We start from the raw sequence: 24,547 nt of genomic DNA, 5'->3' as shown, positions 1-24,547 counted from the left end.
GGGCTCACCTGCGGAACAGGCGCAACCGCTCCTCACCCACCTGAGCACGGGCCTGCGGGTCGGTAACGCCAAGCCCAGGACGGGGAGCCAGACACAGCACACCGACCTTGCCGATGTGCTCATTGGCCTGGACAGTCCGCGCAGCCGCAGCGACCTCCGCCAGCGGATACGTCCTCGACAGGGCAGGAACCACGTTGCCCATGGTGATGAGCCGGTTGACCTCACACTGCTCGTGAAGGTTCGCGCCGTGACTGCCGATGATCCGCTTCAGCCGCATCCACAGATATCGGTTGTCATATGTGTGCTCGTAGCCGGTACTGGATCCGCAGGTAACGACCGTCCCGCCTCGCCTGGTCAGGAACACGGACGCCGGAAAAGTCTGCCTGCCTACGTGCTCGAACACGATGTGTGGGTCCTCACCGACCACCTCGCGGATCGCCCTCCCCATCTTCTTCCACCCCTCGAAACGCTGCAGGAGCGTGTCGTCCCCGCCCAGAACCTCTTGGCGGTTGATGACGGCATCGCATCCGAGTGACCTGAGCAGACGTGCCTTCTCGTCGGAATTCACCACGCCGACCGGGATTCCGCCTCCGTTGCGCACCAGTTGGACGGCGTAGGACCCCAACCCACCGGTCGCGCCCCAGACCAGCACGATGTCGCCCTGCTTCATCCGCGCACCGCGGTCACTGACCAGCATGCGGTAGGCCGTACTGGCACACAGGGGATTGACGGCCGCTTCCTCCCAGGTCAGGGCGGGAGGCTTCGGCATCAACTGGCTCGCCCGGACGACGGCGTAGTGAGCCAGACCGCCGAAGTTCGTCTCGAACCCCCACGCCTTCTGCCCGTGCCCCAGCATGCCGTCGCAATGGGTGTCAGGATCCTGCTCGTCGACATAGACCGGCGAGATCGAAACGTGATCACCGACCTTCCACCTGCGCACGGACGATCCCGTACGGACGATGACGCCCGAAGCATCGGAACCCACGATGTGGTACGGCAGATCGTGCCGTGCCTCCCATCCCCCGGCCTTCCCCATTTCCTTGAGGAACTGGAAGGTGGGCAACGGCTCGAACATGGCCGTCCAGACCGTGTTGTAGTTGATCGAACTCGCCATCACGGCGATCAGAGCCTCGTCCGGAGCGAGCTGAGGCATCGGAACTTTCTCGACGAACAGGGACTTGCGCACGTCCTTGTCATTGACACCCTCGAACATGTCGACGTCGCTGGCGCGCACACAGGCCGCCGGGAAGTAATCCGGAAGAGGAAGTGACTCGAGGTCCGCTGCGTCCGCACCCGCGATGACAGCTTCGGACAGGGGCGATGTCATTTCGGCTCCAATCTCGTCATGCTCCACGACTGTTCCAAGAGAACCGCTGACCTGCTGCCCCGCAACTGCTGCTCTGCCATACGAGCGGATCGCTCCGGCTGTTCGCCGGCGCGGGGTGAGCTGACGCTGTGACAGCAACGGGTCCTGGACGGCGTGTCCTCTGGTAATGAACAGCACATTTCTACATGATCTGTTTTTGAGATTATTCCTTCCCGAGGAGTCACCGCAGCCCATGTCGTCCGTCGTCGATCGTTTCGTCGGCCTTTCTCGATTCACCGGTAAGTTCTTCCTGGTGTGTCTCTCACTCGTCGCCGCTCTGCTCTCAACCCAGGCGAATGCGGCTGAGCGGAGGGTGGACAGCGCCTCCTGGGCCGATGGCCGAGACGCTCGTATCACCGCAGTGAAAACGCTCGGCGAACGAATGCGCGACCTTACGGTCAGTTCGCCGGCCATGGGTGCGTCTGTCCCTGTGCGCGTCATTCTCCCCGAGAGTTGGAGCACAAGGCCAAACGCCTCCTTTCCAGTTCTGTACATGCTCCACGGCGGCGAAGACAACTACACGTCTTGGACGCGCGAGACGGATGTGGAGGCACTGTCGAAGAACTCCGACGTGCTCATCGTGATGCCCGACGGCGGAAAGTCCGGCTACTACAGCGATTGGCTCGCCGGTACGCCCCGCTGGGAAACATTCCACACCAGCGAACTCGTGCGGCTCATGGAGAAGGAGTATCGTGCCGGCCCATCGCGGGCGATCATGGGACTGTCCATGGGAGGCTTCGGCGCACTCAACTACTCGGCACGCCACCCCGGGATGTTTCGGTACGTGGCGGCCATAAGCTCCTACACGGATCTCGACGACCCTCTTGTGCGCCTGATCATCGGAGTCAGCTCCATGAGGGAAGGCACTGATATCAAACAGGTTTGGGGCGACCCGGTGGAGGACGCCGAAGTATGGCAAGCCCACAACCCCGCTGCCATGCCACGTTCCTTTCGCGGAATGCGGGTCCATCTGTCCGTGGGCAATGGTATGCCTGGACCTATGGACCAGGGTCACTCACTCGGTGTGCTACTGGCAGGCGTGGCAGGCGAAGCAGTGCTGCCGGAGCAAATCAAGAGATTCGCTTCCGCGCTTTACTCGGAGGGCGTCGAGGTCTCGGCGCACATCTATTCGCCGGGGACGCATTCCTGGCCCTACTGGCAAAAGGAGCTGCATAGCATCTGGCCCACGGTCATGGAGTCACTCCAGTAGCGTGAGAGAGGCAACGCCATGGGGCGAACAGTGGTGATCTTCGCCGCGGGATCCCGCGGCGACGTCCAGCCCTGCCTGGCGCTGGGCCGAGCACTGACCCGTCAGGGCGACACGGCAAGGGTCCTCGCCAGCATGCGCTATCAGCATCTGATTGCCGAAGCGGGACTGAATTTCCATCCCCTTCCGGCCGACCCCGCAGAGATCATCGAGTCCGCCGAGGGGCAAGAACTGCTCGCCGGCCGAAGCAACCCGGTGGCATTCATCCGCCGAATCGACCGAGTCCTGCGACCCCACTTCATGCCGATGCTGGAAGAGACACAGGTCGGCGCGAAGGGAGCCGACCTTGTTCTGGCACCCACCTTCGGCTTCCTCGGCGTTCACCTGAGCCAGTACCTCCAAGTCCCGCACGCCATCATCCACTTCCAACCGAGCCAGCCCACGAAGACCTTTCCGCACCCGTTCGCACCGGCTGCCCGAATGCTGGGGGCCTTGGGCAACCGACTCAGTTTCGACGCGGTCGACCTCGGGTCCTGGCTTGTCTGCCGTCACTTCATCAACTCGTGGCGCCGGGAGCACCTCGGCCTCCCGGAGCTGTCCCTGTCGGCCCCTTTCCGGCAGGTTCGCCGAGCCCCCGTGCTCTGTGCGTTCAGTCCCACCCTCGTACCGCGGCCGTCCGACTGGGGACCGAACGTCCACGTCACCGGCTTCTGGCACCACGACCGACCGAGGTGGAAACCCCCGCGGCAACTGCTCGCCTTCCTGGCCGACGGGCCCCCGCCCGTCTACGTCGGATTCGGCAGCATGAAAACCAGCGACCCCGAAGCGACCGACACCCTGGTACGGAGGGCGCTGCGACGAGCAGAACTGCGCGGAGTGCTGGCCGGAGATCCCGCCACCAGCGAAGACGACATCTTCGTGGTCGGCGATACCCCCCACGACTGGCTGTTTCCCAGGACGGCCGCCGTCGTCCACCACGGAGGGGCGGGCACGACTGCCTCAGCGCTGCGTGCCGGAAGACCCTCACTGGTCTGCCCGTTCTTCGGCGACCAGGCCTACTGGGCCGCGCGGGTGCGCGAGCTGGGCGCGGGGCCACCACCTCTACCAGCCCGTGATCTCACCGTTCCCGCCCTCACCGAACGCCTGCACGCCCTCACCCGGCACTCTCCTTATGCGGAGACCGCGCGTCGGCTCGGCCAGACCCTGGAAGCCGAGAACGGCACCGCCCGAGCCTGCCAAGTCCTGAATCAGTTGTGGTCTGCCCCGAGTAATGGCTGAGATATCCCCGGTGATCCCGATCCGTGCCCCGGTGGTGTTCCGGCCGGCAGGACGGCACGGCGGGCCGCAGTGCGGGCGGGCACATCATCTCGGCGGCGCGCCAGTGGGTCGGGTCCTCGACCAGCACCCGGTGGGAATCCAAAAGTCTTAGCGCGTCAGCCGTGCCCACGAACGGGCAGATCCGGCCCGGGGACGGGCTGTGGGCGGTCGGTGACATCACCGGACGGGGGGCGCTTTGTCCCTTGCCCAAGGCGGCGATCCGGGCCGATGCCCTGATGACACGTCGGCATGTCAGCAGGGCGGCCGGTACGCGTGCTGGGGAAAGTACTGCCGCCACTCGGCGCGGGTCATGGCGGGGGAGGCGGTGTCGCAGATGCGGGTGGCGACGCGCTGGACGTCCGGGTCCCACAGCAGCGTCGTCCAGTCCTCACCGCCGGTGGCGAGGACCCCGTCCGGGCTGAAGGCGAGCGTGTCGACGGCCTTGGTGTGGCCTGACAGCACGGCCCGTTCCGGGGCGCCCCGGCCGCTCACGTCGTACAGCCGCGCGGTGTGGTCCGAGCTTGCGGCGGCGAGCGTCCGGCCGTTCGGGGCGAAGGCGACGGACATGACGCCGTCGGTGTAGCCGGTGAGCCGGTTCCGCAGGACGGGACGGTCAGGATCGGTGAGATCCCACAGCCGTATGGTGCGGTCCTCGCTGCCGGTGGCCAGCGTCCGGCCGTCGGGACTGAACGCGACGCTCTTCACCGCGCTGGCATGTCCCCTGAGGACGGCCCCCTGTGTGGGGTGGTGTCGGTCGGTCACGTTCCACAGCACGGCGGTGTGGTTGCGGCCGGCCACGGCCAGGGTGCGGCCGTCGGGGGCGAACGCCACGGAGTCCACCGCGCCGGGACCCGGCAGTGCGGCCAGCGGACGGGGACGCCGTACGTCCGCCGTGTCCCACAGGCGTACGGAGCCCTGCTCGCCGCCGGTGGCCATGGTGCGGCCGTCGGGGCTGAACGCCAGTGAGTTGACGTGGCCGATACGGCCGGGAATGGCAGCGAGCAGGCGGGGGTGTTGTGCGGCTGCCGTGCTCCACAGCCGTAGCGTGCCGTCGGCGCTGCCGCTGGCCAGGGTGCGCCCGTCCGGCCGGAAGGCCACCGAGTTGACGGGACCCGTATGGCCCGTGAGCCGGTCCGGCCGCCCGGGGCGGCGTCCGTCCGCCAGGGGCCACAGGCGCACCGTGCGGTCGTAACTTCCGGTGGCCAGCAGACGCCCGTCCGGGCTGAAGGCGACGGAGTAGACCGAACTGCTGTGGCCGGTCAGGGCCGGACCGGGCAGGTCCCACAGGCGCGCGGTCTGGTCCTCGCTGCCCGTGGCCAGCGCACGGCCGTCCGGGCTGAAGGCCAGCGATCCGACACTGCCGGTGTGGCCGGTGAAGACCGCCAGTTCACGGGCGGGACCGGAACCGGTCACCTCCCACCGGCGTACGGTGGCGTCGGTGCTGCCGCTGGCCAGCGTGGAGCCGTCGGGGCTGAAGCCCACCGTGTTGACCGCGTCGGTGTGCCCCTTGAGCACCTCCACCACGCGGGCGTCGCGCGGGCTGCGCACGTCCCACAGCCGCACCGCGAAGTCGGTGCTCCCGGTCGCCAGCCTGCGCCCGTCCGGGGCGAACGCCAGCGCGTTCACCTGGCCGCCGGGCTCGTCCACGGCCGACAGCTCGCGCACCCGCCCGTCCGACCCGGCCGTCTCCCACAGCCGAACCGTACGGTCGGCATGGCCCGTGGCCAGCGTCCGGCCGTCCGGGGTGAAACCGGCCCCGGTCACGTCGGCGGGCACGTGCCGTACGGCGAGGGTGCGCGGCTTTCGGAGATCCGTCAGTTGCCACAGCCGGATTCCGGTGCGGGCGGCCGTCGCCAAGGTGCTCCCGCCGGGACCGAACCTCAGGGAGACGATCGCACCGGCATCGGCCGGCAGGCGTGCCGCGAGCCGGGGCCGCCGTGCGTCGCCGATGTCCCACACCCACACCGTGCCGTCCTCGCCTCCCGCGGCCACGAGTCGGCTGTCGGCGCTGACGGCGACCGTACGAGGCGGACTCGCCGGCCGCAGGGCCGCGCCGAGCGCGCGCGGGTGATGAGGATCCGTGGCCTGCCACAACCGCAGGGTCCGATCGGTGCCGCCGGTGGCCAGGACCCGGCCGTCGGCGCCGAACGCCATGGTGGTGACCATGCCGGTCTGCCCGGTCAGCGAAGTCGCGTACGCGGTGGCGAAGGTGCTCAGGACACTGCCACGCGCCTCTTCGGTGGGTGACAGGCGGTAGGCGGCCAGACCCAGCTGCGCGGCCAGAGCCGGGTCGAGCGTCCGCAGCGCCGCGGCCCTGTCGGCGGCTCGCTGCGAACTGACGGCGTCGCGCTGCACGTCCGCGATCCGCTGCGCCCGCACGGCGAGGAACGCGGTCATGCTCGACAGCACGAGCAGGACGCTCAACAGCGCCACCGCCCCGCGTCGAAACCGTGTGCGGCGCCGCGCGGCGGCCTGTTCGGCCGCCCGAGCGGCCAAGCTCGCGTCGAGGAACCGCCGCTCCTGCCCGGACAACGAGGCGTGGTCGAGGGCGGTGGCCATGTCGAGGCGGGTGCCGCGGTACAACGCGCCGGGATCCCGCCCCAACGACTCCCAGGTCTGTGCCGCGTCGGTGAGCCGGCGCAGGGTCCGGGTGGCCTCGCGGTCCTCTGCCAGCCAGCCGTGCAGCCGGGGCCAGCACCGGATCAGCGCCTCGTGGGCCAGTTCCGCCTGCTCGTGGTCGAGCGTCAGCAGCCGTGCCGCGGCCGCGCGATCGAGTACGGCGCCGACGCGACCGTCGTCCGCCCCGGCCAGGCCCTCCAGCTCCGCCCGGCGGGCCGGCCGCCGGGTGTCCTCCGTGCCTTCGCCCAGCGCGGTCAGCCGCACGAACACGCTGCGGGCCAGCTCCCGCTGCTCCGCGTCCAGTTGCTGGTAGAACTCCTCCGCGGTGCGCGCCAGCGCGCCCTCGAGGCCGCCCGCCGCCTCGAACGCCTCCAGCGTGAGGGCGTTGCCCCGCCGTCGCCGCCACGTCTGCAGCAAGGCGTGCGACAGCAGCGGCAGCACTCCGACCTGGCCGTGTGCCTGCGCCGTCAATGTCGCGAGGAGCGCACCCTCGATGGTCAGCCCGGCCTGCCGGGCGGGCTGCGCCACCGCCCGGCGCAGGTCGTCCAGGCTCATCGGCCCGACCGGCACCTGCGCGTCGCGCATCGCCGTCACCAGCAGCGCGTTGCGGGTGCAGTGCGCGTAGAAGTCGGCCCGCACGCCCAGGATCACCCGGCAGCGTCCCGCCTCGGCCGAGGCGGCGGTGATCAGCGCCTCGACGAAGCGGTCCCGCTCGGCGTCGTCCCGGCACAACGTGAAAGTTTCCTCGAACTGGTCGACGACCAGCACCACGTCGCCGTCGCCGTCGCCGCCGTCGCCGGTTTCGGAACGCGCGGTGATCTGCCGTAGCACGCGGCCCAGGTTCTCCGGATCCTCCCGCAACTCCCCGTACAGCCCGCCGGGCGTAACCCCTGCCGGCCCGCCCAGCCGCACGGCGCACTCCTCCAGGGGCCGCGGCCCCGGCGTCAACACCACCACCGACGTCCCCGCGGACCGCAGCCGCGGCACCAACCCCGCCCGCAACAGCGAGGACTTGCCCGAACCCGAGGCCCCGATCACCACCACGAACCGCTGCCGCTCCAGCCGCCCGGCGAGCTCGTCCACCAGTTGCTCCCGGCCGAAGAACCACTCCGCGTCCCGCTCCCGGAACGGCCGCAGACCTGCGTACGGCGGGGGCGCGCCGGACTCCTCCTCCCGAGCCGGATCGGGATCCTCCTCGCCGAGCTGCTGGGCCACCTCCCGCCAGCGGCGCTCCCACTTCCGCACGTCCCCGTCACAGGCACGCACGTACGCCAGCGTCACCGCCAGCGTCGGCAGCCGCTGCCCGGACGCCGCGGAGGACAGGGTCGAGATCGAGTAGTGTGCCTTCTCCGCCAGGCTCCGGTACGGCGGACTGCCGGCCTTCTGCCGCAGCCGGCGCAGCCCCGCGGCGAACGCCAGCAACGGACCGTCCCCCGCCTCCAGCGGTCGTTCTCCGCGCGGCATCGCCGCACCTCCCCGTAGTTCCCCGTTTCCCACAGGTCGTCACCAGCGCGGTGACGTCACATTCTTCAGGACTTGTCCGATGGGCACCAGGGTTCCGAACGCGACGGCGCGCCTTCGATCTCGCGCTCGCGGTTGTTCGGCGTCCGTTTGTTCGTCGTCCGTTCCCCGATGCCGAACAACGCCGACCGGCTAGACCTGACGTCGTACAGATAGTGCCGAACGGCGACGGGGACGGGCGGCATGGGCAGGACGGGGGTCCAGCCCCTGGCATGGGATCCGGACCCGGCGCCGCACGGCGTGCGCAGTCGTCGGCCGCCCCGAGCCGTGAGCCCGGGACCGCACGCGGCCGGCTCACCACGGGGAGAAGCACATGGCACAGAGCAATGTCCTGCCGAGCCCGGACGAGGCCCGCACACCGGAGGAGTTCGTCCGGCTGCTGCGGCGGCTGAGGGCCTGGTCCGAGCTGACGTACAGGGAGCTGGAGGTCCGCGCCCAGCGGCACGGACTGCATCTGGCGCGGAGCACCACCGCCGCCGTACTCGGCCGTGGCGCGCTGCCCCGCGCCGGGTTCGTACACGCCTACGTGGCGGCCTGCGGTCTGACCCCCGAGCCGTGGCTGGGCGCCAGGCAGCGCATAGCGGCGGCCTGCGCCGCGCCCGCGGCGCCCGCAGCGCACGGTGCGGAAGTGCCCGCCGTGCCCTTGGTTCCGGCCCAGTTGCCCAGCGACATCGCCGACTTCACCGGCCGTGAAGCCCAACTACAGGCAGTGGAAGAAGAATTGACCGGTGCGAGCGGAACGCCTAACGGTGTGGTGCCCATGGTGGCGGTCTCCGGCATGGCCGGGGTCGGCAAGACCTCCCTCGCGGTGCACGCCGCGCACGAGCTGAGCGAACGGTTCAGCGACGGCCGGTTGTTCGTCGATCTGCGGGGGGCGAACGCGGCGCCGGTCGAGCCGGGGGAGGTGCTCGTCCGCTTCCTCCGCGCCCTCGGAGTGCCCGGCTCGGCCGCCGTACCGGACTCGGTGGAGGAACTCGCGGTCCTCTACCGCACCCTGTCGGCCGATCGCAGGATCCTGGTCGTGCTGGACAACGCCGCCTCGGAGCGTCAGATCCGGCCCCTGCTCCCCGGCGTCGGCGGCCCGGCGGTGCTGGTCACCAGCAGGCACCGGCTGACCTCGATAGGGGCAGTGCGGTCCGTGGAGCTGGGCCCGCTCCCACCGGAACACGGCGTGGAGATGCTCGCGCGGATCGTCGGAGCGGACCGGGTCGCCGCGGAACCCGAAGCGGCGGCCGACATCGTCCGGCTGTGCGGACAGTGCCCGCTGGCCGTGCGGGTCGCCGGCGCCCGGCTGGCCTGCCGACGGCAGTGGCCGTTGGGCCGGCTGGCGGGCCTGCTCCGGGACGAACAGCGCCGGCTCGACGAGCTGACCATCGGCGACCTCGCCGTACGCGAAAGCCTGGAGCCGGAGTACGCGGCACTGCCGGACGCCACCCGGCGGACCTTCCGGCTGCTGGGGCTGCTGGAGGTGCCGCACTTCACCGCCGGGGACGCCGCAGTGCTGCTGGACTGTCCGGTCGGCCTGGCCGAGACCCACCTCGAAGCGCTCGTCGACGCCAGCCTGCTCGCCGCAGTGCCCGCCGAAGGCGTCGGCGGTACGAGGTACCGGATGCACGATCTCGTACGGCTCTACGCTCGCGAACGTGCCATGGTCGAGGAATCCGCGGGGTAGGGCGCGGCGGCGCGGCGGGGCGGCGGGGCGGCGGGGCTGCGGACGGTGTTCAGCGGTGGCTCAGCCTTCGGGCGGCGTTGTCGGCGTTGTCGGCGTTGTCGGCATTGGCCTTGGCGCTGTCGTCGTGGTAGGGCAGGGCCTGGAGCCGGAAGAGTCGTGCGTATGTCCCGTTCTCGGCCATGAGCTCCTCGTGCCGTCCCTGTTCCACCACCCGTCCGCCGGCCATGACGTAGATCCGGTCGGCGCCGCGCACCGCCGAGAACCGGTGCGAGATCAGCAGCACCGTGCGGTCCGCGAACAGGGCCCGCAGGCGGTCGGCCAGGTCAGCCTCCGCCTGCGGGTCGAGCGAGGCGGTCGGCTCGTCGAGGATCAGGAACGGCGAGTCCCGGTAGAAGGCCCGGGCCAGCGCCAGGCGTTGCCACTGGCCCAGCGACAGGTCGCAGCCGTCGCTGAACTCCTTGCCCAGCACGGTGTCGTAGCCGCGCGGCAGCCGCTCCAGGAAGGCGTGGGCGCCCGCCCGCTCGGCCGCGGCGACGATCGCGCCGGTGTCCGGCGGGACGTCGGCGCGGCCGAAGGCGATGGAGTCGCCGGCCGTGAACTTGTAGCGCAGGAAGTCCTGGAAGACCGGGGCGCAGGTCTCACGGAGCCGGGCCGGATCGGGCGCAGGTGTGCCGTCGAGTACCAGGCGACCGCTGTCCGGCGGGTACAGCCCGCCGAGGATCTTGGCCAGCGTCGTCTTGCCCGACCCGTTCTCGCCGACCAGGGCGATGAACTCGCCCCTGCGCACGGTGAGGGTGACATCGCGCAGCGCCGGTCGGGGCGACCCGGGGTAGGTGAAGTCGATCGACTCGGCGCTCAGCCCGGTGAATCCGTCGCCGGAGGGTCCGCCGGGCGGGGGCGGGACCGGTTCGCTGTCGGCCTCGCTGTCGGCGTCGGCCGCGAAGGTGCGCAGATCCATGAGGTAGAAGAGCGATTCGCCGATTCCGTTGAGGAGCGCGCCGAGCGCCTGCACCCGGCTGGTCATCAGGAAGAGGCCGGTGACGGCGGCGACCGCGGTGGGCAGGCTGACCACGTCGGAGCCGATCAGCCACCAGACCGAGCCGATGATCGCCAGGATCATCGCGTCCGATCCGAGCCGGGCCGCGATCCGCGTCCGCAGATAACCCCGCTGCCAGGACACGATGTCGTCGATCTCGCGCTCGTACTCCGCGTCCCACCTGGCGCGCAGGATCCGGCCGAGGTCCAGTGCCCGCACTTCCTTGGCGCCGTCCCTGCCGGTGAGCAACTGCTCCACGTACTGGCGCACTCTGCGGTCCTCGGCGAGCCTGCGGTGCAGTCCGTATCCGGCGTTGCGTTCGGCGCGGGCGGCCCGGAGCACCGGCAGCGCGCTGAGGAACGCGACGGGCAGCAGCCACCAGGCCATCACCACGAAGGCGGCGCCGACGGCGAGGGCGGTGAGCGCCGCCTGCGAGGCCGCGACCAGCATGGCGACCACCATCGTCGGCTGCGAACGGGAGGCGAACACCGCCCGCTGCAACGCGTCGTGGAACACGGGATCCTCGAAGCGCGCCAGTTCCGCCCTGGTCGCCGAGGCGAGCACCGTACTGATGACATGGCGGTCGGCCTTGGCTGCCAGGACCCGGTTCCGGGAGGAACTGAACAGGCGCAGCACGCCACCCAGCGAACCGATCGCGACGATGAGGACGACGGAGACGATCGCCTGCCGACCGCCGCCCGCACCGGGGCCGGACCCGGCGGCGAGCACCGTTCCGAAGACGTTCCTGACCAGCAGGATCAGGGCCATGATGCCCAGCGCCGAGGCGAGTTGGGCGATGACCACCTCGATGAGGCGGCGCCGGTCCGCCCGCCAGACCAGCCGTACCGCGAACGCCAGGCAGGCGATCTGCTCACGTGTGCCGATCTTCGCCGCGCCCGCTTCAGCGGCCATGGGTCACACCCTTTCCGGAGTGCGTGCGCACCGATCCAGCCATCGCCTGTGCTCATGCGCGAGGGTTTGGTGGCTCTCCGCGTACTGGAAGTTGTGGCCTTCGCCGGGCAGCAGCACCAGACGTGCGTGACCGCCGGCGGCGACGATGCCCCGGTAGAGCCCGACGGCCTGTTCGGGCGTCGTCGCGGGGTTGGTGTCCTGGGTGCCGTGCACGATGAGGACGGGCCGGTCCAGCCGGTGAGCGAACAGCAGGGCGCTGAAGGCGTGGTAGACCTCGGGCGCCTGCCAGTAGGAGCGCCGCTCGTACTGGAAGCCGCCCGGGGTGAGGGTGCGGTTGTAGCAGCCGCTGTGCACGATGGCGCCAGCCAGCCGGGGGACGTGGGCCATCGCGTGGAGCGCGAGGCTCGCGCCGAAACTGTGCCCGCCGACGACCACACCCCGGCCGAGGAGGCCGGGCCGGTGTTCGGCGAGCGTGTCCAGGGCCTCCCGGACGGCGCCGGTGATCTGGGAGTGCAGGAAACCGACGGTGGCGTCGGCCGGCCACCGGGGTAGCAGGTCCAGGTGGGCGACCGGTCCTGCCCCGGGGCACGGCGTGGCCTCGCCGCCCGTGCCGGGCTCCTGTGCCCGGAGCCACAGCAGGAGGGGGCCGCGGGCCGTGGTCTCGCCGTCGTCGAGCAGGGTCAGTGCTGTCGTACGCCGGCTCTGGTGCGGGAGCGCTGCGGCGCGTTGCCCGGCATAGTGCTGTGTGGCGCTCTCCACTGCCAGCCCCTGGCCCGACCGTCCACCGAAGGCGCGGACGGCCCGTACCGCGGCCGGTATGTCTCGGTCGGCCGCCCTGGTGATGGTGAGTTCGGGGCGTCCGGGGCCTCCGGGGCGTCCTGGGCCTCCGGGGTTCAGGGCCGCGATCCCGTACCTGTCCTCGCCGTCCCGGCAGTCCAGCAGGAATCCGGCCGCGGGATCCTCGGCCGGGGAGGGGTGGCCGAGCCGCAGGCCGGCGGGTGCGGGGAGGGGGACCGTGTGCCGAGGCGAGGACAGGTACGGGCCGCTGTCCTGCATGCCGAGCACCCAGGGTGCTCCGTCGTGCCACAGGGGCCACCACTCCCGGGCCGGGCTGTGAGCGGGTACGGGGAGGGGGACGGAGACGGGGACGCTCGAGGTGTCACCGGCCGCGTGATCGGCGGCGTGGCACATCAGGATCCGTCGGCCGCTGTCGGTGTCGTCGTCGGTGTCGTCGGGCCACGCCAGTACGGCGGGGGCGCCAATGGCCCAACGGGATCCGGGTGGAACCGGCCGCGCGCAGGCGTCCCGCCCCGACGGGCCGGCCTCGACCACCGACGCGGCCCAGCGCAGCTGCTGGGAGTGGGAGACCTCCTCGTCGAGGTGCGTGACCAGCAGATGTCCGTCGCCCGGGGCGGGATCGAGTCCCCGGACCAGCAGCGGCCCGGTGAGCACCCGGGGGGCGTCGCCGTCGGGGTGCAACTCCGTCACCCGGACGGCGGCCAGGGCCGAAAGCTCCCGTACGCCCTGGGGGAACGCGAGCCAGCCGGGGCCGTTCGCCTCGCAGGTCACGGCCGCCCGGCTCGGCTCCCCTCCGGCGTCGGCCGGGGCGGGCGGTGGCGTCGCGGGGGTGAGGACGACGAGCCCGGAACCGCACCACACGAGCGGCGGCTGCCCCGCGCCCCCGAGACCGGTGAGCGACGTGGCCGCCCGGACCCGGTCGTGCACCACGACCGTATGCGCACGGTAGTCGGCGATCCACGGATGCGCGTGGCGGCCGCGCATGGCCAGCCCGGCCACCAGGGGCAGCCGCGGGTGCCACGCCAGCGCGCTCGGCGTGATGTCCTCGACGGGCACTCGCCACAGGCCCTCGACGTCCCGGCAGCCGATCTCGACCCGGATCGGACGGGCCCGTCCGACGTCGAGCCCCGCAAGCCCGGGGTCGACCCGCAACTCGCCCCAGAGGGCTGTGTCCGGGTGCGCTTCCCGGAGACTCGGGTGCACGGGCGCCGTGATCAGTGCCCACGCGGACAGGTCGGGCGAAGCGTCGACCCGCTGCCGGGTGTTCTGGACGGTGCCGTCCGCGTGCTCGTTGTTTCGGACGGTGCCGTCCGCGTGCCGGGTGTTCTGGGCGGGGCTGTCCGCGGGCCGGGTGTTCCGGAGGGTGCTGTCCGTGTGCTCGTTGTTTCGGACGGTGCCGTCCGCGTGCCGGGTGTTCTGGGCGGGGCTGTCCGCGTGCCGGGTGTTCTGGGCGGGGCTGTTCGCGGGCCGGGTGTTCCGGAGGGTGCTGTCCGTGTGCTCGTTGTTTCGGACGGTGCCGTCCGCGTGCCGGGTGTTCTGGGCGGGGCTGTTCGCGGGCCGGGTGTTCCGGAGGGTGCTGTCCGTGTGCTCGTTGTTTCGGACGGTGCCGTCCGCGTGCCGGGTGTTCTGGGCGGGGCTGTCCGCGGGCCGGGTGTTCCGGAGGGTGCCGTCCGCGTGCTCGTTGTGCCGGATGGCGTCGCCCGCCTCCTCGTTGTCCCCGACGGTTTCGTCCCCGGACCTGGTGTCACGGCCGGAGGCGTCCCCGTACGACAGGGCGGTCCGGCACGCCGTGTCAGCCCGCACGGCGGACCCCCGGTGCACTGAGCGTGACACTGTCGATCAGCGCCTTCACCCCGCCGATCCCGGACACGGGCGCGCAGACCGGTTCGCCCCGGGCGTCCAGTCCCAGGGCGCACGGCACCCCCAAGTCGGCCAGTTCTGGCGGGAGTTCGTCCTCGCCGCTCACCACGGTCGTACTGACCGCGTCGCGGCGGGCCGACTCCATGAACCGCAGCAGGTGCTTCAGGGACCGGCAGGCGGGGCAGTCGTCGGAGACGTAGAGCCGTACGGAGCTCACCGGGTCCTGGCAAGCCTGCGCCGCCGCTGCTGAGTTCTTCCCGGCCCGGCGGTCGAGGGTGCGTACGACGCCGTAGGTGACCGCGGACGAGAGCACGGCGGTGCCCGCACGGACCAGGCGCCTGCGTTCCGGGGCTGCCGCCAGCGCGGCGGCCGCGACGAGCGACGCCACCGCGTTCGCCCCGACGTGCGTCCGTCCGATCGCGGCCAGGCGCGCGCTTCCGAAGCAGGCGCACTTCGCCCCCTTCATCCGGTGGGCGGCGACGGTCAGGACGGCGTAGGCGCCCATCGGGGCGAGCGCGGCGAGCCGGCCGGGTGCGACGAGGGTCACGGCCGCGGTCGCCAGTTCGGCCGCACCGACGATTTTCGCGCCGTCGGGCGCCGACAGCGGACCCGAGTCGACGGGCCAGTCGAGATCTTCGGCGGGGGTGACCGCCTTGGCGATGCCGGAGACCGCGAGAGGGCCGGCGAGCGCGGCGACCGCCATGTCGGGCAGCAGGTGACGAAGCGTCCGGCCAAGGGTGACTCGCAAGGGACCTACCTCCGTTGGGTGTCCGGCGCGGTGGTGTCCGCCGGGGTGATGGCTGACGGGTCCGTGGCCCGTACGGCGGAGTCGGGCGCCGTGGGCGGGGCTGACTCACCCGCTGGGGGCGCGCCTGGTTCACCCGCTTTTGGCGCGCCTGGTTCACTCGGAGCGGGCGGCGCCGAGTCATGCGCGGCGGGCACGGCCGCCGGCGCGGTCTCGAGCCAGCCGGCCGCCACGAGTTCCTGGCTCATACGCCGTACCGCTTCGCCGGCCGGACCGGTGTCGGGGCCCGGGAGCCCGTGGCTGAGCAGGCGTTCGATGACGCGCGCCTCGTGTTCCCCGCATTCAGCCACGCTCAGGGTCGAGGCATGGACCAGGACGGCGCCGCCGAACGGCAGGGGGGTGAACCGCACCTGGGGGGCGAGCCGCGGCCCGCCACCGTGGGAGGCGGTGGGAGGAGTGGGCATGGTCGTGGTCATGGTCAACCTCGCAGCCATCGGTCGAGCCAGACCATCCTGAGCAGGATCAGGGCCTGGGCGCTGAGGTCACGGCCGTCCCGCAGGATGCCGATGAGAGCGGTCGGATCGATCAGGCCCATGTCCGCCAGCGCGCTTCCGTGCTCGAGCTCGGCGATGACCTTGGACCGCTCGCGGTGCAGGTGTTCGGCCGCCGCGAGCCGCAGCCAGTAGCGCGGGGCGCTCTTCCGTACGCCGGTGACACGGTGCGCCGCCACCGCCGTGCGCATGGGAACGTGCGACTGGAAGGTGCCGCCCCGGATCCGGCCGAGCCGGGTCGGTGGCAGCGCACCGACCGAGGCGAGCACCCGGGGGTCCAGCGCCGGCAGGTGCGCGCCGCCGTCCCCGTACTCGGTCAGCGCGGCGTCCGCCCGGCCGATCGCGGACGGCAGGAACTCCAGGTGCTCGCGCCACACCGCCAGCGAACCGCGCCTGGCCGCGTCGAACGCCTCCCGGCCCTTGCCGGTGAGTCCGGGCACCCGGTCCGCGCCGGTCGGCGAGGGCGGAGCAGGCGCGCTCACCGGCTGGCTGTCCGGGATGTCGGCCGCCACCCGGTCCGGATCGTGTACGACGCCCTTGTCGAAGAGCTCTCGGGCCTCCGCGAGCGAACGCAGGGTGCCGGACACGTGAAAGGGTTCGCAGGCCAGCAGCCGCCAACTGCGCGGCCCGAGGCTCGCGTCGGGCAGCCGCGCCGCCATCAGCGGGTCCAGCAGCCCGCCGCTCACCACCGGAAGCCCGGTGTGGGCGCCGAGCCGTTCGGTCAGCAGCCGGGGCACCTCGGTGTCCGGAAGCGGGGGGAACGGTTCCTCCCCGGTGATCCGGTGATGGTCCAGCAGCTCCAGCAGGTCCAACGGCACTCGCTCGCACCGCAGTTCCGGGATCCGGGGCAGCGCCGACCCACCGAACCGGGCGCCGAAATCCGCGTGCACCAGAGGCGGCCGATGCCCCGCCCGCACCGCGCCGACCGCGACGAACGCCGAGGACAGGCCGCCGCTGTAGGAGATCGCGTACGGGCCGGACAACGAGTCGAGGGCCTCGCCCGCGGCACGTACGGGCGTGCGCCGCGTAGTGGCGGTCTCCGGCCGGTGCCTGCTCACCCGGACGCCGTCGCGGTCCAGCCGTACCGTCACTCCGGTGGCCAGCCGGTGCACGCCCGGCAACGGGGTGCTGTCGGGTGCGGGCGCGGATCCGAGGGCCATGGCGAGCAGCGCTCCCGGATCGGGAGGGGGCAGAGGTTCGCCGTCCTGGAAGTCGGCCAGGTCGCCGCTCCACTCCAGTCGGCCGTAACCGACCCGGTAGTACAGCGGTGCCGGGCCGGGCAGGTCCCGTCGCAGTTCGAACGCCGCGTCGGTCCGGACACCGCTCGCGCCCAGTGGTTCGGCGGCCAGCGCCGGACGACTGCGGCTCACCCGGCCGCCCGTGAATTCGACGACGTCACGCACTGTGCTCACCCTCCGGCGCGTTCCGGTAGATCTCGACGTACTCCTCTTTCACGGGGAGCGAGGTGCTGAGGACATCGCCGCCGCACCGCACCCAGGCGTAGAACCCCGCGGGCGGTACGGCCGGGGCCACTTCCCTGCCGAGATGGAACGAGGCGGGGAATCCCATCCGGCGCAGGCCGACCGTCAGGTAGATCGCGTCCTCCACCGGATCCAGGAAGCCGACCGTCAACCGCTCGACGGCGCGCAGACCGGACACGGCGGACCGCGCCCGTCCCACCGGGCCGAAGCGCGGGGCGGCCGCCTGAGGCCAGGGGGCGAATTCGAATTTTCCGCCGTTCCGCCGGGAGGACTCCAGAAACACCTTTCCCGCGCGCGCCGATCGCAGCAGCGCCGACACATTCATCACCATTCCCGCACACCTTTTCCGTCATGTTCCGCCAGGCATTTTTCGGAATCCGACCCGGTGGTGCCGTCGGCGACCGAACGGCCGCCGACGGCACCGGTGAATGTCAGGGCGTCTCGCATGCCCACCATTCACAGATGAGCCCGTAGCAGCAGTCGGAGTCCCAGACGCACCTCGCTCCGGACGGACTGCACGCCTCAGCGATCTCGGTGGGTTCCGAGAACATGTGCTGCTGAAGGCCACCGGCGGCAATGCGCTCGGTCACAGAAACACCCGTCATGACTTTTCCTTCCCTCAGGTGGGGGAACCGGCCGCTCAGGCGCGGCAGGTCCACCACTCACAGAAGCGCGGGTCGCAGCAGTCGGAGTCGAACCAGCAGCTCTGGCCGGGACGCTTGCACTCCTCGGCGACCGCGGTGGGTTCCGAGAACATGTGCTGCTGAAGGCCTCCAGCAGCTATGCGCTCGGCAACAGAAACACCCGTCATGGCTTTTCCTTCCGATTCCCGGGCGGCCGGATCACCCGTACCGCCCTATCCGGTTTCTCGTCGGAAATGACGCTAGGAGCGCTTCCGTCGATCCGGCAAGCATTGCCGCCCGTCCCGGACTGTCCCGGACTGTCCCGGCCAGGACGGACTGCGCGGAAGTATTGACGTGGCGGTGAATCGCAGATTTACATCGTGAATGCGTTCTCAAATCCGGCGTTCTTAAATCCGGTGTCTCCTCACCCCTAGTGTCGTGTGAATGAAGTTCTTGGACGTTTGGGTGTGGCGTGTTCGAGGATTTCGTCAGCGGTCTTGGTCCAGGTGAACGGCTGGCAGCGGTCGTTGTAGGCGTCGATGTAGCGGCGGATGGCGTCGGTGAGGTCGGCGACCGAGGTGAAGGTGCCGCGGCGTATGGCCTGGCGCGTGATGATGCCGAAGAAGATTTCCACCAGGTTCAGCCACGAGCAGGAGGTCGGGGTGAAGTGCAGGGTGATCCGCGGGTTCTTCGCCAGCCACGCCTTCACGCGGGGGTGCTTGTGGGTGGCGTAGTTGTCGGCGACCACGTGCAGCTTCACCCTCGGGTGGGCCTTGGCGACCTGCTTGAGGAAGCGCAGGAACTCGTCGTTGCGGTGCCGGTCGTAGCAGGCGTCGGCGGTGATCTTCCCGGTGGCGACGTCCAGGGCGGCGAACAAGGTGGTGGTGCCGTGGCGGACGTAGTCGTGGGTGCGCCGCTCCGCCAGGCCCGGCCGGACCGGCAGCATCGGGGCGGTCCGGTCCAGCGCCTGGATCTGCGACTTCTCATCGACGCAGACCACCACCGCCTTCTCCGGCGGGGCCAGGTACAGCCCGACCACGTCGCGGACCTTGGCCTCCAGTTCCGGGTCGGTGGAGAACTTGAACGTCTCGCTCCGCCAGGGCTGGATCTTCCACTTGCGCCACACCTTGGCCACCGCGACGTTGGACAGGCGCAGTTCGGCGGCGAGCAGCCGGGAGGACCAGTGGGTCACGCCAAGTTTTTCCGGCGGGCCCTCCAGGGTCCGCACCACCACTTCGGCCTCGTCCACGGTGCCGGGCCGGCCCGAGCGAGGCCGGTCCTCCAGCCCGGACAGGCCGGCCGAGCGGTACCGGCCGCGCCAGGTCACCACCGTCTGCCGGGAGAGCTCAAGCCGCCGCGCGATCTCGGTGTTCGAAGTGCCTTCCGAGGCAAGGAGCACGATCCGGGCCCGCGTCACCAGCCCCGACGGGGACGACGGCGAGCGGACCCACGAACGCAGAACCTTACGGTCCGCATCGGACACGGCCAACGGCAGGGCGACAGGCATACGCCATTCAACCGCACCCCAGTTCATCGTCCAAGGACTTCATTCACACGACACTAGCGAGGAAATCAGTGAATTTCAGCGCCATCCCCATGGAACGCGGCGGCGCCGTATGTCTGCTGATCCTCGACGGCGGAACGCGCTGGAGACTGCCCGAGCACCGGCACCCCGAGCCGGGCGAGGTGAACTCCTGGATCCGCCACCGCTTCGGAGTGGAGGTCAGCACTCTGGACGTCCTGCGGATCCCCCCGGAGACCTCACCCGGCGGCGACAGGGACGCGCCGCCTTCGTACCTCTTCGTACACGAGACGCACAGCGCCGGCCCGGCCCTGCCCCCCGGTGCACGCTGGGCGCCCGTGGCGGAGCTGGCCGATCCCCGCCGCGCCCTGCCCGCCCACCACCGGATGCTCGGTCTCTGGTCCGCGCGCCGACACCGCCGCGAGGGCGGCGGAGGTCAGGGAGACGAGTGGCTGCCCTGGCAGCGCCCGGGGTGGTTCACCAGGGCCACCGCCTGGGCGGTGGCGGAGCTGCGCGGGCTCGGCATCGAGACCGTGGGCCCCGCCGAACAGGACGGATTCCGGGCCTGGTCCTGCCAGCTCCGGCTGCCGACCACGGCCGGCGTGGTCCATCTCAAGGCGAGCCCGCCACCGCACGGCCACGAACCCGGGCTTACCCGGCTGCTGGCCGAGTGGTTCCCCGGAGCGGTCCCCTCCGTGCTGGCCTGGGACCCCGGAGGGCGTCTGATGCTGACGTCGGACTTCGGCCCGGTGCGCCGTCCGGAAGGGGCGGCCCGCATCGTCGCCGACTTCGGGAGGGTGGCCCGGCGAATCGGCCTGATACAGCGGGACTCGGCGGCGAGGACGGCCCAGCTCGCCGCCACCGGCTGTCCCGCGCACCGGCTCGCCCGGCTGCCGGACATGTTCGAGAAGCTGATCACGCAGGCGTCCGCCGAGCAGGGGGAGCTGGCCGGCGAGGAGTCGCTACGGCTGCGGCGCCTCGTCCCCGGGTTCGCCCGTGACTGCGCGCGGCTGGCACTCCTCGGCCTCCCGGAGACGCTCGTCCACCACGACCTGTGGCGGGGCAACTTCCGGGTCGACGGTGACGAGGCGCTGCTGTTCGACTGGGCCGACAGCGTGCTGGCCCATCCCTTCCTCCAACTGGACGTACTGCTCGGCGATCTGGCCGCCGCCCTGGGCTCGACGGCGGCCCACGGAACGGTCCTCGACAGCTACCTCACGGCCTGGACCGGACACCGACCGCCGGGGGAGTTGCGCGAAGGCGCCGCCCTGGCGGGAGCCGTCGCCCCGGTCAGCCGCGCCCTGCTCATGCGTGACCGGCTGGCCGGGGCACCCCCGCACATCCGCCGCCGCTACCGGGGCGCGATCGCCGCACCCCTGCGCGCCTGCCTCGCCGGGCGGGAGCGCACACCCGAGTCCGCCACACGAGGGAACTCACGAGGGAACTCACGAGGGAACTGAGGAGCCGCATGCCCAGCCGACCCACCCCGGCCTTCCGTCGCACCGTCCGAACCACCGCAGCCTGCGCCGCCGTCCTGACCATGCTGACGTACCCCGGGCCGACCGCCCGCGCGGAGCAGCCGCGCCAGCAGCAGCGCGTGCACTGGCTGCCGTGCGATCAGGTGCTGAAGCCGGCGCCCCCGCTGGACCCGGACATCGCCGACTGCGCGGTGCGGCAGGTGCCGCGCGATCACGCGCACCCGGCCGGGAAAACCGTCGGCGTGGTCATGCTCCGGCACAAGGCCAAGGACCCGGCCAACCGCCTGGGCACCCTCTTCGTCAACCCCGGCGGACCCGGCCAGTCGGGGCTGCACTTCGCCTACCGGGCGGAGAAATACCTGACCCCCGAGGTCCTCGCACGGTACGACGTGATCGGCTTCGACCCGCGCGGAGTGGGACAGAGCGCGGCCGTGAAGTGCTTCACCAGCCAGGAAGAGGCCGACGCCGCGCTCGGCGGAAAGCACGAACCGCCGCTGACCCCCGGCGAGACGGCGGCGACGCTGCACGCCGAGCGGGCCTACACCGACGCCTGCGCGCGCGACGGCGGCCCCCTGCTCCCGCACATGACCACCGCCGATGTCGCCCGCGACCTGGACCTGCTGCGCCAGGGCGTCGGCGCCCAGCGCCTGAACTTCGCCGGGTTCTCCTACGGCTCGATGATCGGCGCCACGTACGCCAACCTCTTCCCACGGCACACCGGAGCGCTGATCCTCGACGGCAACATCGACCCCCTGCTGCGCATGACGGACGGTGTCGAGTACGACCGGCAGCGGGCCGTCGGCGCGGAAGAGGTACTGACGGCGTTCCTGCGTGCCTGCGCGGGCGAACCCGACCGGTGCGCCTTCGGCGGGGGAGCCCCCGCCGCGGCCTTCGACGCGATCCGCCACAGGCTGCGGCAGGGACCACTCACCCTTCCGGACGGCAAGGTGGTCGACTTCGGCGGCTTCGGCGATCAGGTGCTCGGCAGGCTGTCGGCAGGCGACCTGTCAGGACTGGCCCGTTGGCTGCACACCCTCCACGCCGCGGTCTCCCAGGCGCCGTCGCCTCGTTCGAAGGGGGCGGCACGCGTGGCCCCCGAGAGCCCGAAGAGTGCGGCCCAGGTGGCGCCCGAGAATCCGAAGAGTGCGGCCCAGGTGGCGCCCGAGAGTCCGAAGAGTGCGGCCCAGGTGGCGCCCGAGAGTCCGAAGAGTGCGGCCCACGTGGCCCCCGAAAAGAGGACCGCCTATCGCGGCAACGACTCCGGCAATGCCGTGAACTGCGGTGAGAAGCCGTACCCGTTGCCCGCCGGAGTGTGGCCGGCGCTGGCGGAGCGATGGGAGCGGACCAGCCCGACCTTCGGGCGGTCACAGGCGTTCGACGCCCTGCCCTGCGCCACCTGGCCCGTGCGGGCGAGCGACAACACCGGCGCCTACACCGGCCCCTGGGACCGTCCTGTCGCGCGCACCGCGCTGGTCATCGGCAACCGGTTCGACCCGGTCACTCCGTACTCCTTCGCCGAAACCATGGCTGCCCGGCTCGCCGACGCACGTCTGCTCGGCGTCGACATGTACGGACACACCGCGATGGGGCTCAACGCTTGCGTGGACCGCTTGGCCACCCGGTACCTCACCGAGGGCGACGTTCCCCCCGACGGCACGGTGTGCCCGGCGGACGCCCCGCCCTTCGGGTGACCGTCGGACGTCTTTGGTGATCCGCGGGTGTGCAGTGGTGGTGCGGGAAAAAGTCACAGCATCTACAGATGCTGTTGGCGCCCCCGGCAGGACTCGAACCTGCGGCCAAGCGCTTAGAAGGCGCCTGGCCGGGGCGCGTCTGCTGTGCCTCTGACCTGCCCTTACGCGTTGTCCTGACCGGCTGTCAGGGTATTTTCCGGCGTTCTCGGGAACGGGCCAACCGGCCCCGACTACTGCTGGGTGCGTGACGGTGCAGCGAGCGGCCCTTCGAACCCGCTGCACTCGCTGCTGCGAGTTCTGAACTCGCGACCTTCTCGTCCCGGCTGAGGATCGGGCGTGATCGACACCTGTCAGTTTGGCATTTTCGCAGTTCAGGGCGTTGAGTTCGGTGTGTCTTGGGCGGTGTGGGGGAGGGCTCGGGGAGCGGGTCGGCCCCGAACGGCTCCCGACGGCTGGGCTTCCACGGAGTAACAGGGTGTCGTTAGTTATCGGAGGGGGCGGTGACCAGTGCGCTGGGACCAGCGGACGGCGATGAGGCCCAGCGCAGCTACAAGGATCACAATGCCGATGATCAGCAGGTAGCCCAGCCCCTCTGCCGCCACCCCGATGATTCCCAGCACGACGGCGACCAGAAGGAGAAACAGCAAGAGGGCCATGACGCGTCCACCTCCCTTGGGTGGCTGAGCGGGCGATCAGCGGCGCGCGAGTTGCCGCTCGCCGCCTGCGCCCGTCTGGTAAGGCATGTCGTAGTGCTGGAAGATCGCTTCCTCCGACTCGGCGGGCAGGATGTCGTCCATGCCGACCGAGGGCGCTTTCTTCACCAGCGTCTTGGTGTAGGAGACCTTGACGTAGTCCGGTCCGAGGGTCGCCTCGTCGAGGGGGACGAAGGCCAGGTGGTGGCGGGTGGGGAGTCCGGTGCGGACCGTGGCCATGGCCGGTTCGTCGGTGGTGGTGTCGACGTAGACCGCTTCGAGTACGCCGATCTTGTGGCCCTTCGGGTCGACGACGCTGCGGTTGCGCCACTCACGGATATCGGCTGAATGGATCATGGCTTGCCTCCTGAGCCGCTGATCCGGGCCGGTGCGAGCCGCCCCCTCGGGCAGTCGCAGCCCGCTGAGCCCGGTAGCCCTTTGTTCTTCCAGGTTATCCGGGTATCTCTGCGTCGCGCCCTCAAGCGGCAGGGGTTCCGAACGTGGTAGTCGACAGGCATGCCGATGAAGCCTTCCGGTGCCGCGGACCGTTCATCTCGGTTCGGGCCGCTGCGCCATATGATCAGCCGTTCGCCCGTCGGGCGCGGATGGCGGCGGAGCAGGGAAATTGAGCTGTGGTCGCGCTCGCTGGGCTTTGCCGCGCTGGGGTTTCTCACGCTGGTGCCGCTGCTGATCATTGTCTCCTCCGCCGACCCCGAGCGCGGGCGGGGGTTCGCACAGTGGCTGGGGGAAGGGCTCGGCGTGTCGACGTCCTCCAGGCAGCAGGTCGAGCAGTTGTTCATCCGGCCCGGCCAGGCACTGCGGACCACGACCGCGTTCGGTATCGCCGCCCTTGCCGTGTTCGGTCTGACCTTCGGGGCGGCGGTGCAGACCGGATATGAGAAGGTCTGGGACCTGCCTCCGGCCCGCTGGTGGGCAAGGTGGCGGCATGTGGTGTGGCTCGGCGTCCTCACCGGATACCTCTACGTCTCCGCCACCACCACGCTGCGGCGTGAACCTCTGGCAGGTGGGGCCGTCGCGTCGCTGAGTGCCGTGCTGTTGCTGTGGTGGTCCCAGCGCCTGCTGCTCGGCGGGAGGATCCGCTGGCGTGCCCTGTTGCCCGGCGCCGTGGCCACCGTGATCGGGCTGCTCGGCCTGAGGGTCTTCTCCAGGCTCGTCTTCTCGCCGTTGATCGCATCCAACGCCGTCACCTACGGACCCGTCGGAACCGTCCTCGTCATCCAGTCCTGGCTGGTCGGCGTGGGTGTCGTCGTCTTCGGCGGGGCGCTGGTCGGTCGGCTGCTGTACGAGGAACTCCCACGCATGGCACACGCATTGAAACGGCGCAGATGAGGTGCGGCCCTGCAACTGGACTGGACGGGCTCCCGCGCGTGATCGCCGTACGGGGTCGTTCCCGCGGGGGATGGGGAGTGGGGGATGGGGAGTGGATTACCTGCGG

The 24,547-nt window shown here is 71.0% G+C and carries 18 protein-coding genes and 1 tRNA gene; 6 read left to right on the top strand and 13 right to left on the bottom strand.

All coding sequences use genetic code 11. The annotated features are described in order from the left end of the window. Positions 1–4: 4 nt before the first annotated feature. Complete coding sequence (ccrA, locus tag Q4V64_RS17700; protein ID WP_124442200.1) at positions 5–1,327, bottom strand: crotonyl-CoA carboxylase/reductase; 1,323 nt, start codon at positions 1,325–1,327, stop codon at positions 5–7. 232 nt (positions 1,328–1,559) lie between these two features. Between ccrA and Q4V64_RS17695 the strand changes: the two genes are divergently transcribed. Both Q4V64_RS17695 and Q4V64_RS17690 read left to right on the top strand, forming a co-directional pair. After that, positions 1,560–2,576: an alpha/beta hydrolase family protein gene (locus tag Q4V64_RS17695; protein ID WP_172629359.1), complete on the top strand. Its 1,017-nt coding sequence runs from the start codon at positions 1,560–1,562 to the stop codon at positions 2,574–2,576. Between the two features lie 18 nt (positions 2,577–2,594). Next, complete coding sequence (locus Q4V64_RS17690) at positions 2,595–3,851, top strand: glycosyltransferase (RefSeq protein WP_124442165.1); 1,257 nt, start codon at positions 2,595–2,597, stop codon at positions 3,849–3,851. Positions 3,852–4,142: 291 nt separating this feature from the next. Here the strand turns inward: Q4V64_RS17690 and Q4V64_RS17685 are convergent, their stop codons facing one another. Then, positions 4,143–7,973 (bottom strand): XRE family transcriptional regulator, encoded by a 3,831-nt coding sequence (locus Q4V64_RS17685; RefSeq protein ID WP_124442166.1) that lies wholly within the window; start codon positions 7,971–7,973, stop codon positions 4,143–4,145. Between the two features lie 370 nt (positions 7,974–8,343). Here Q4V64_RS17685 and Q4V64_RS17680 point away from each other — a divergent pair, with 370 nt between their 5' ends. Then, positions 8,344–9,702, top strand: coding sequence for an NB-ARC domain-containing protein (locus Q4V64_RS17680; protein WP_124442167.1), 1,359 nt, complete (start codon positions 8,344–8,346; stop codon positions 9,700–9,702). A gap of 49 nt (positions 9,703–9,751) precedes the next feature. Here the strand turns inward: Q4V64_RS17680 and Q4V64_RS17675 are convergent, their stop codons facing one another. From Q4V64_RS17675 to Q4V64_RS17640, 8 genes are all read right to left on the bottom strand, one after another. Next, positions 9,752–11,650: an ABC transporter ATP-binding protein gene (locus Q4V64_RS17675; protein WP_172629360.1), complete on the bottom strand. Its 1,899-nt coding sequence runs from the start codon at positions 11,648–11,650 to the stop codon at positions 9,752–9,754. A 3-nt stretch (positions 11,651–11,653) separates the two neighbouring features. Further along, on the bottom strand, positions 11,654–14,251 hold the full coding sequence (locus tag Q4V64_RS17670; RefSeq protein ID WP_303710449.1) for a prolyl oligopeptidase family serine peptidase: 2,598 nt from the start codon (positions 14,249–14,251) through the stop codon (positions 11,654–11,656). After that, positions 14,241–15,056 (bottom strand): hypothetical protein, encoded by an 816-nt coding sequence (locus Q4V64_RS17665; protein ID WP_124442169.1) that lies wholly within the window; start codon positions 15,054–15,056, stop codon positions 14,241–14,243. The genes Q4V64_RS17670 and Q4V64_RS17665 overlap by 11 nt, the downstream gene beginning before the upstream one ends. A gap of 5 nt (positions 15,057–15,061) precedes the next feature. Further along, on the bottom strand, positions 15,062–15,517 hold the full coding sequence (gene adfB / locus Q4V64_RS17660) for an actinodefensin-associated protein B (protein WP_124442170.1): 456 nt from the start codon (positions 15,515–15,517) through the stop codon (positions 15,062–15,064). Between the two features lie 14 nt (positions 15,518–15,531). Beyond that, positions 15,532–17,016, bottom strand: coding sequence for a hypothetical protein (locus tag Q4V64_RS17655; RefSeq protein ID WP_172629361.1), 1,485 nt, complete (start codon positions 17,014–17,016; stop codon positions 15,532–15,534). Then, entirely contained in the window at positions 17,000–17,416 is a 417-nt protein-coding gene (locus tag Q4V64_RS17650) for a lasso peptide biosynthesis protein (RefSeq protein WP_216377653.1), read from the bottom strand. The genes Q4V64_RS17655 and Q4V64_RS17650 overlap by 17 nt, the downstream gene beginning before the upstream one ends. Before the next feature lie 309 nt (positions 17,417–17,725). Continuing rightward, complete coding sequence (locus Q4V64_RS17645; protein ID WP_172629362.1) at positions 17,726–17,896, bottom strand: hypothetical protein; 171 nt, start codon at positions 17,894–17,896, stop codon at positions 17,726–17,728. 242 nt (positions 17,897–18,138) lie between these two features. Then, positions 18,139–19,215 (bottom strand): IS630 family transposase, encoded by a 1,077-nt coding sequence (locus Q4V64_RS17640; RefSeq protein WP_303708621.1) that lies wholly within the window; start codon positions 19,213–19,215, stop codon positions 18,139–18,141. A 68-nt stretch (positions 19,216–19,283) separates the two neighbouring features. Between Q4V64_RS17640 and Q4V64_RS17635 the strand changes: the two genes are divergently transcribed. Both Q4V64_RS17635 and Q4V64_RS17630 read left to right on the top strand, forming a co-directional pair. After that, a complete protein-coding gene (locus Q4V64_RS17635) occupies positions 19,284–20,690 on the top strand; it encodes a phosphotransferase (RefSeq protein WP_124436374.1) in 1,407 nt (468 codons plus the stop codon). An 8-nt stretch (positions 20,691–20,698) separates the two neighbouring features. Further along, positions 20,699–22,399: an alpha/beta hydrolase gene (locus Q4V64_RS17630; protein WP_124436375.1), complete on the top strand. Its 1,701-nt coding sequence runs from the start codon at positions 20,699–20,701 to the stop codon at positions 22,397–22,399. A 75-nt stretch (positions 22,400–22,474) separates the two neighbouring features. Here Q4V64_RS17630 and Q4V64_RS17625 read toward each other — a convergent pair. From Q4V64_RS17625 to Q4V64_RS17615, 3 genes are all read right to left on the bottom strand, one after another. Then, positions 22,475–22,556 (bottom strand) — tRNA-Arg (locus Q4V64_RS17625). A gap of 328 nt (positions 22,557–22,884) precedes the next feature. Next, positions 22,885–23,055, bottom strand: coding sequence for a hypothetical protein (locus Q4V64_RS17620; RefSeq protein WP_172628906.1), 171 nt, complete (start codon positions 23,053–23,055; stop codon positions 22,885–22,887). Between the two features lie 36 nt (positions 23,056–23,091). Beyond that, positions 23,092–23,448, bottom strand: coding sequence for a PRC-barrel domain-containing protein (locus tag Q4V64_RS17615; RefSeq protein WP_124436376.1), 357 nt, complete (start codon positions 23,446–23,448; stop codon positions 23,092–23,094). A 219-nt stretch (positions 23,449–23,667) separates the two neighbouring features. Here Q4V64_RS17615 and Q4V64_RS17610 point away from each other — a divergent pair, with 219 nt between their 5' ends. Next, positions 23,668–24,441 (top strand): YhjD/YihY/BrkB family envelope integrity protein, encoded by a 774-nt coding sequence (locus Q4V64_RS17610; RefSeq protein WP_253266583.1) that lies wholly within the window; start codon positions 23,668–23,670, stop codon positions 24,439–24,441. Positions 24,442–24,547: the final 106 nt, after the last annotated feature.

Source organism: Streptomyces sp. NL15-2K (genome assembly GCF_030551255.1).
Lineage (GTDB): Bacteria > Actinomycetota > Actinomycetes > Streptomycetales > Streptomycetaceae > Streptomyces.
The sequence above is the reverse complement of the archived record's forward strand: the minus strand, read 5'-3'. Positions and strand labels throughout refer to the sequence as shown.

What these genes read in the sequence shown, in the direction of transcription:
- ccrA (WP_124442200.1), bottom strand. Translation starts at nt 1,327, where the DNA reads ATGACATCGCCCCTGTCCGAAGCTGTCATCGCGGGTGCGGACGCAGCG.
- Q4V64_RS17695 (WP_172629359.1), top strand. Translation starts at nt 1,560, where the DNA reads ATGTCGTCCGTCGTCGATCGTTTCGTCGGCCTTTCTCGATTCACCGGT.
- Q4V64_RS17690 (WP_124442165.1), top strand. Translation starts at nt 2,595, where the DNA reads ATGGGGCGAACAGTGGTGATCTTCGCCGCGGGATCCCGCGGCGACGTC.
- Q4V64_RS17685 (WP_124442166.1), bottom strand. Translation starts at nt 7,973, where the DNA reads ATGCCGCGCGGAGAACGACCGCTGGAGGCGGGGGACGGTCCGTTGCTG.
- Q4V64_RS17680 (WP_124442167.1), top strand. Translation starts at nt 8,344, where the DNA reads ATGGCACAGAGCAATGTCCTGCCGAGCCCGGACGAGGCCCGCACACCG.
- Q4V64_RS17675 (WP_172629360.1), bottom strand. Translation starts at nt 11,650, where the DNA reads ATGGCCGCTGAAGCGGGCGCGGCGAAGATCGGCACACGTGAGCAGATC.
- adfB (WP_124442170.1), bottom strand. Translation starts at nt 15,517, where the DNA reads ATGCCCACTCCTCCCACCGCCTCCCACGGTGGCGGGCCGCGGCTCGCC.
- Q4V64_RS17650 (WP_216377653.1), bottom strand. Translation starts at nt 17,416, where the DNA reads ATGGTGATGAATGTGTCGGCGCTGCTGCGATCGGCGCGCGCGGGAAAG.
- Q4V64_RS17645 (WP_172629362.1), bottom strand. Translation starts at nt 17,896, where the DNA reads ATGACGGGTGTTTCTGTTGCCGAGCGCATAGCTGCTGGAGGCCTTCAG.
- Q4V64_RS17640 (WP_303708621.1), bottom strand. Translation starts at nt 19,215, where the DNA reads ATGCCTGTCGCCCTGCCGTTGGCCGTGTCCGATGCGGACCGTAAGGTT.
- Q4V64_RS17630 (WP_124436375.1), top strand. Translation starts at nt 20,699, where the DNA reads ATGCCCAGCCGACCCACCCCGGCCTTCCGTCGCACCGTCCGAACCACC.
- Q4V64_RS17620 (WP_172628906.1), bottom strand. Translation starts at nt 23,055, where the DNA reads ATGGCCCTCTTGCTGTTTCTCCTTCTGGTCGCCGTCGTGCTGGGAATC.
- Q4V64_RS17615 (WP_124436376.1), bottom strand. Translation starts at nt 23,448, where the DNA reads ATGATCCATTCAGCCGATATCCGTGAGTGGCGCAACCGCAGCGTCGTC.
- Q4V64_RS17610 (WP_253266583.1), top strand. Translation starts at nt 23,668, where the DNA reads ATGATCAGCCGTTCGCCCGTCGGGCGCGGATGGCGGCGGAGCAGGGAA.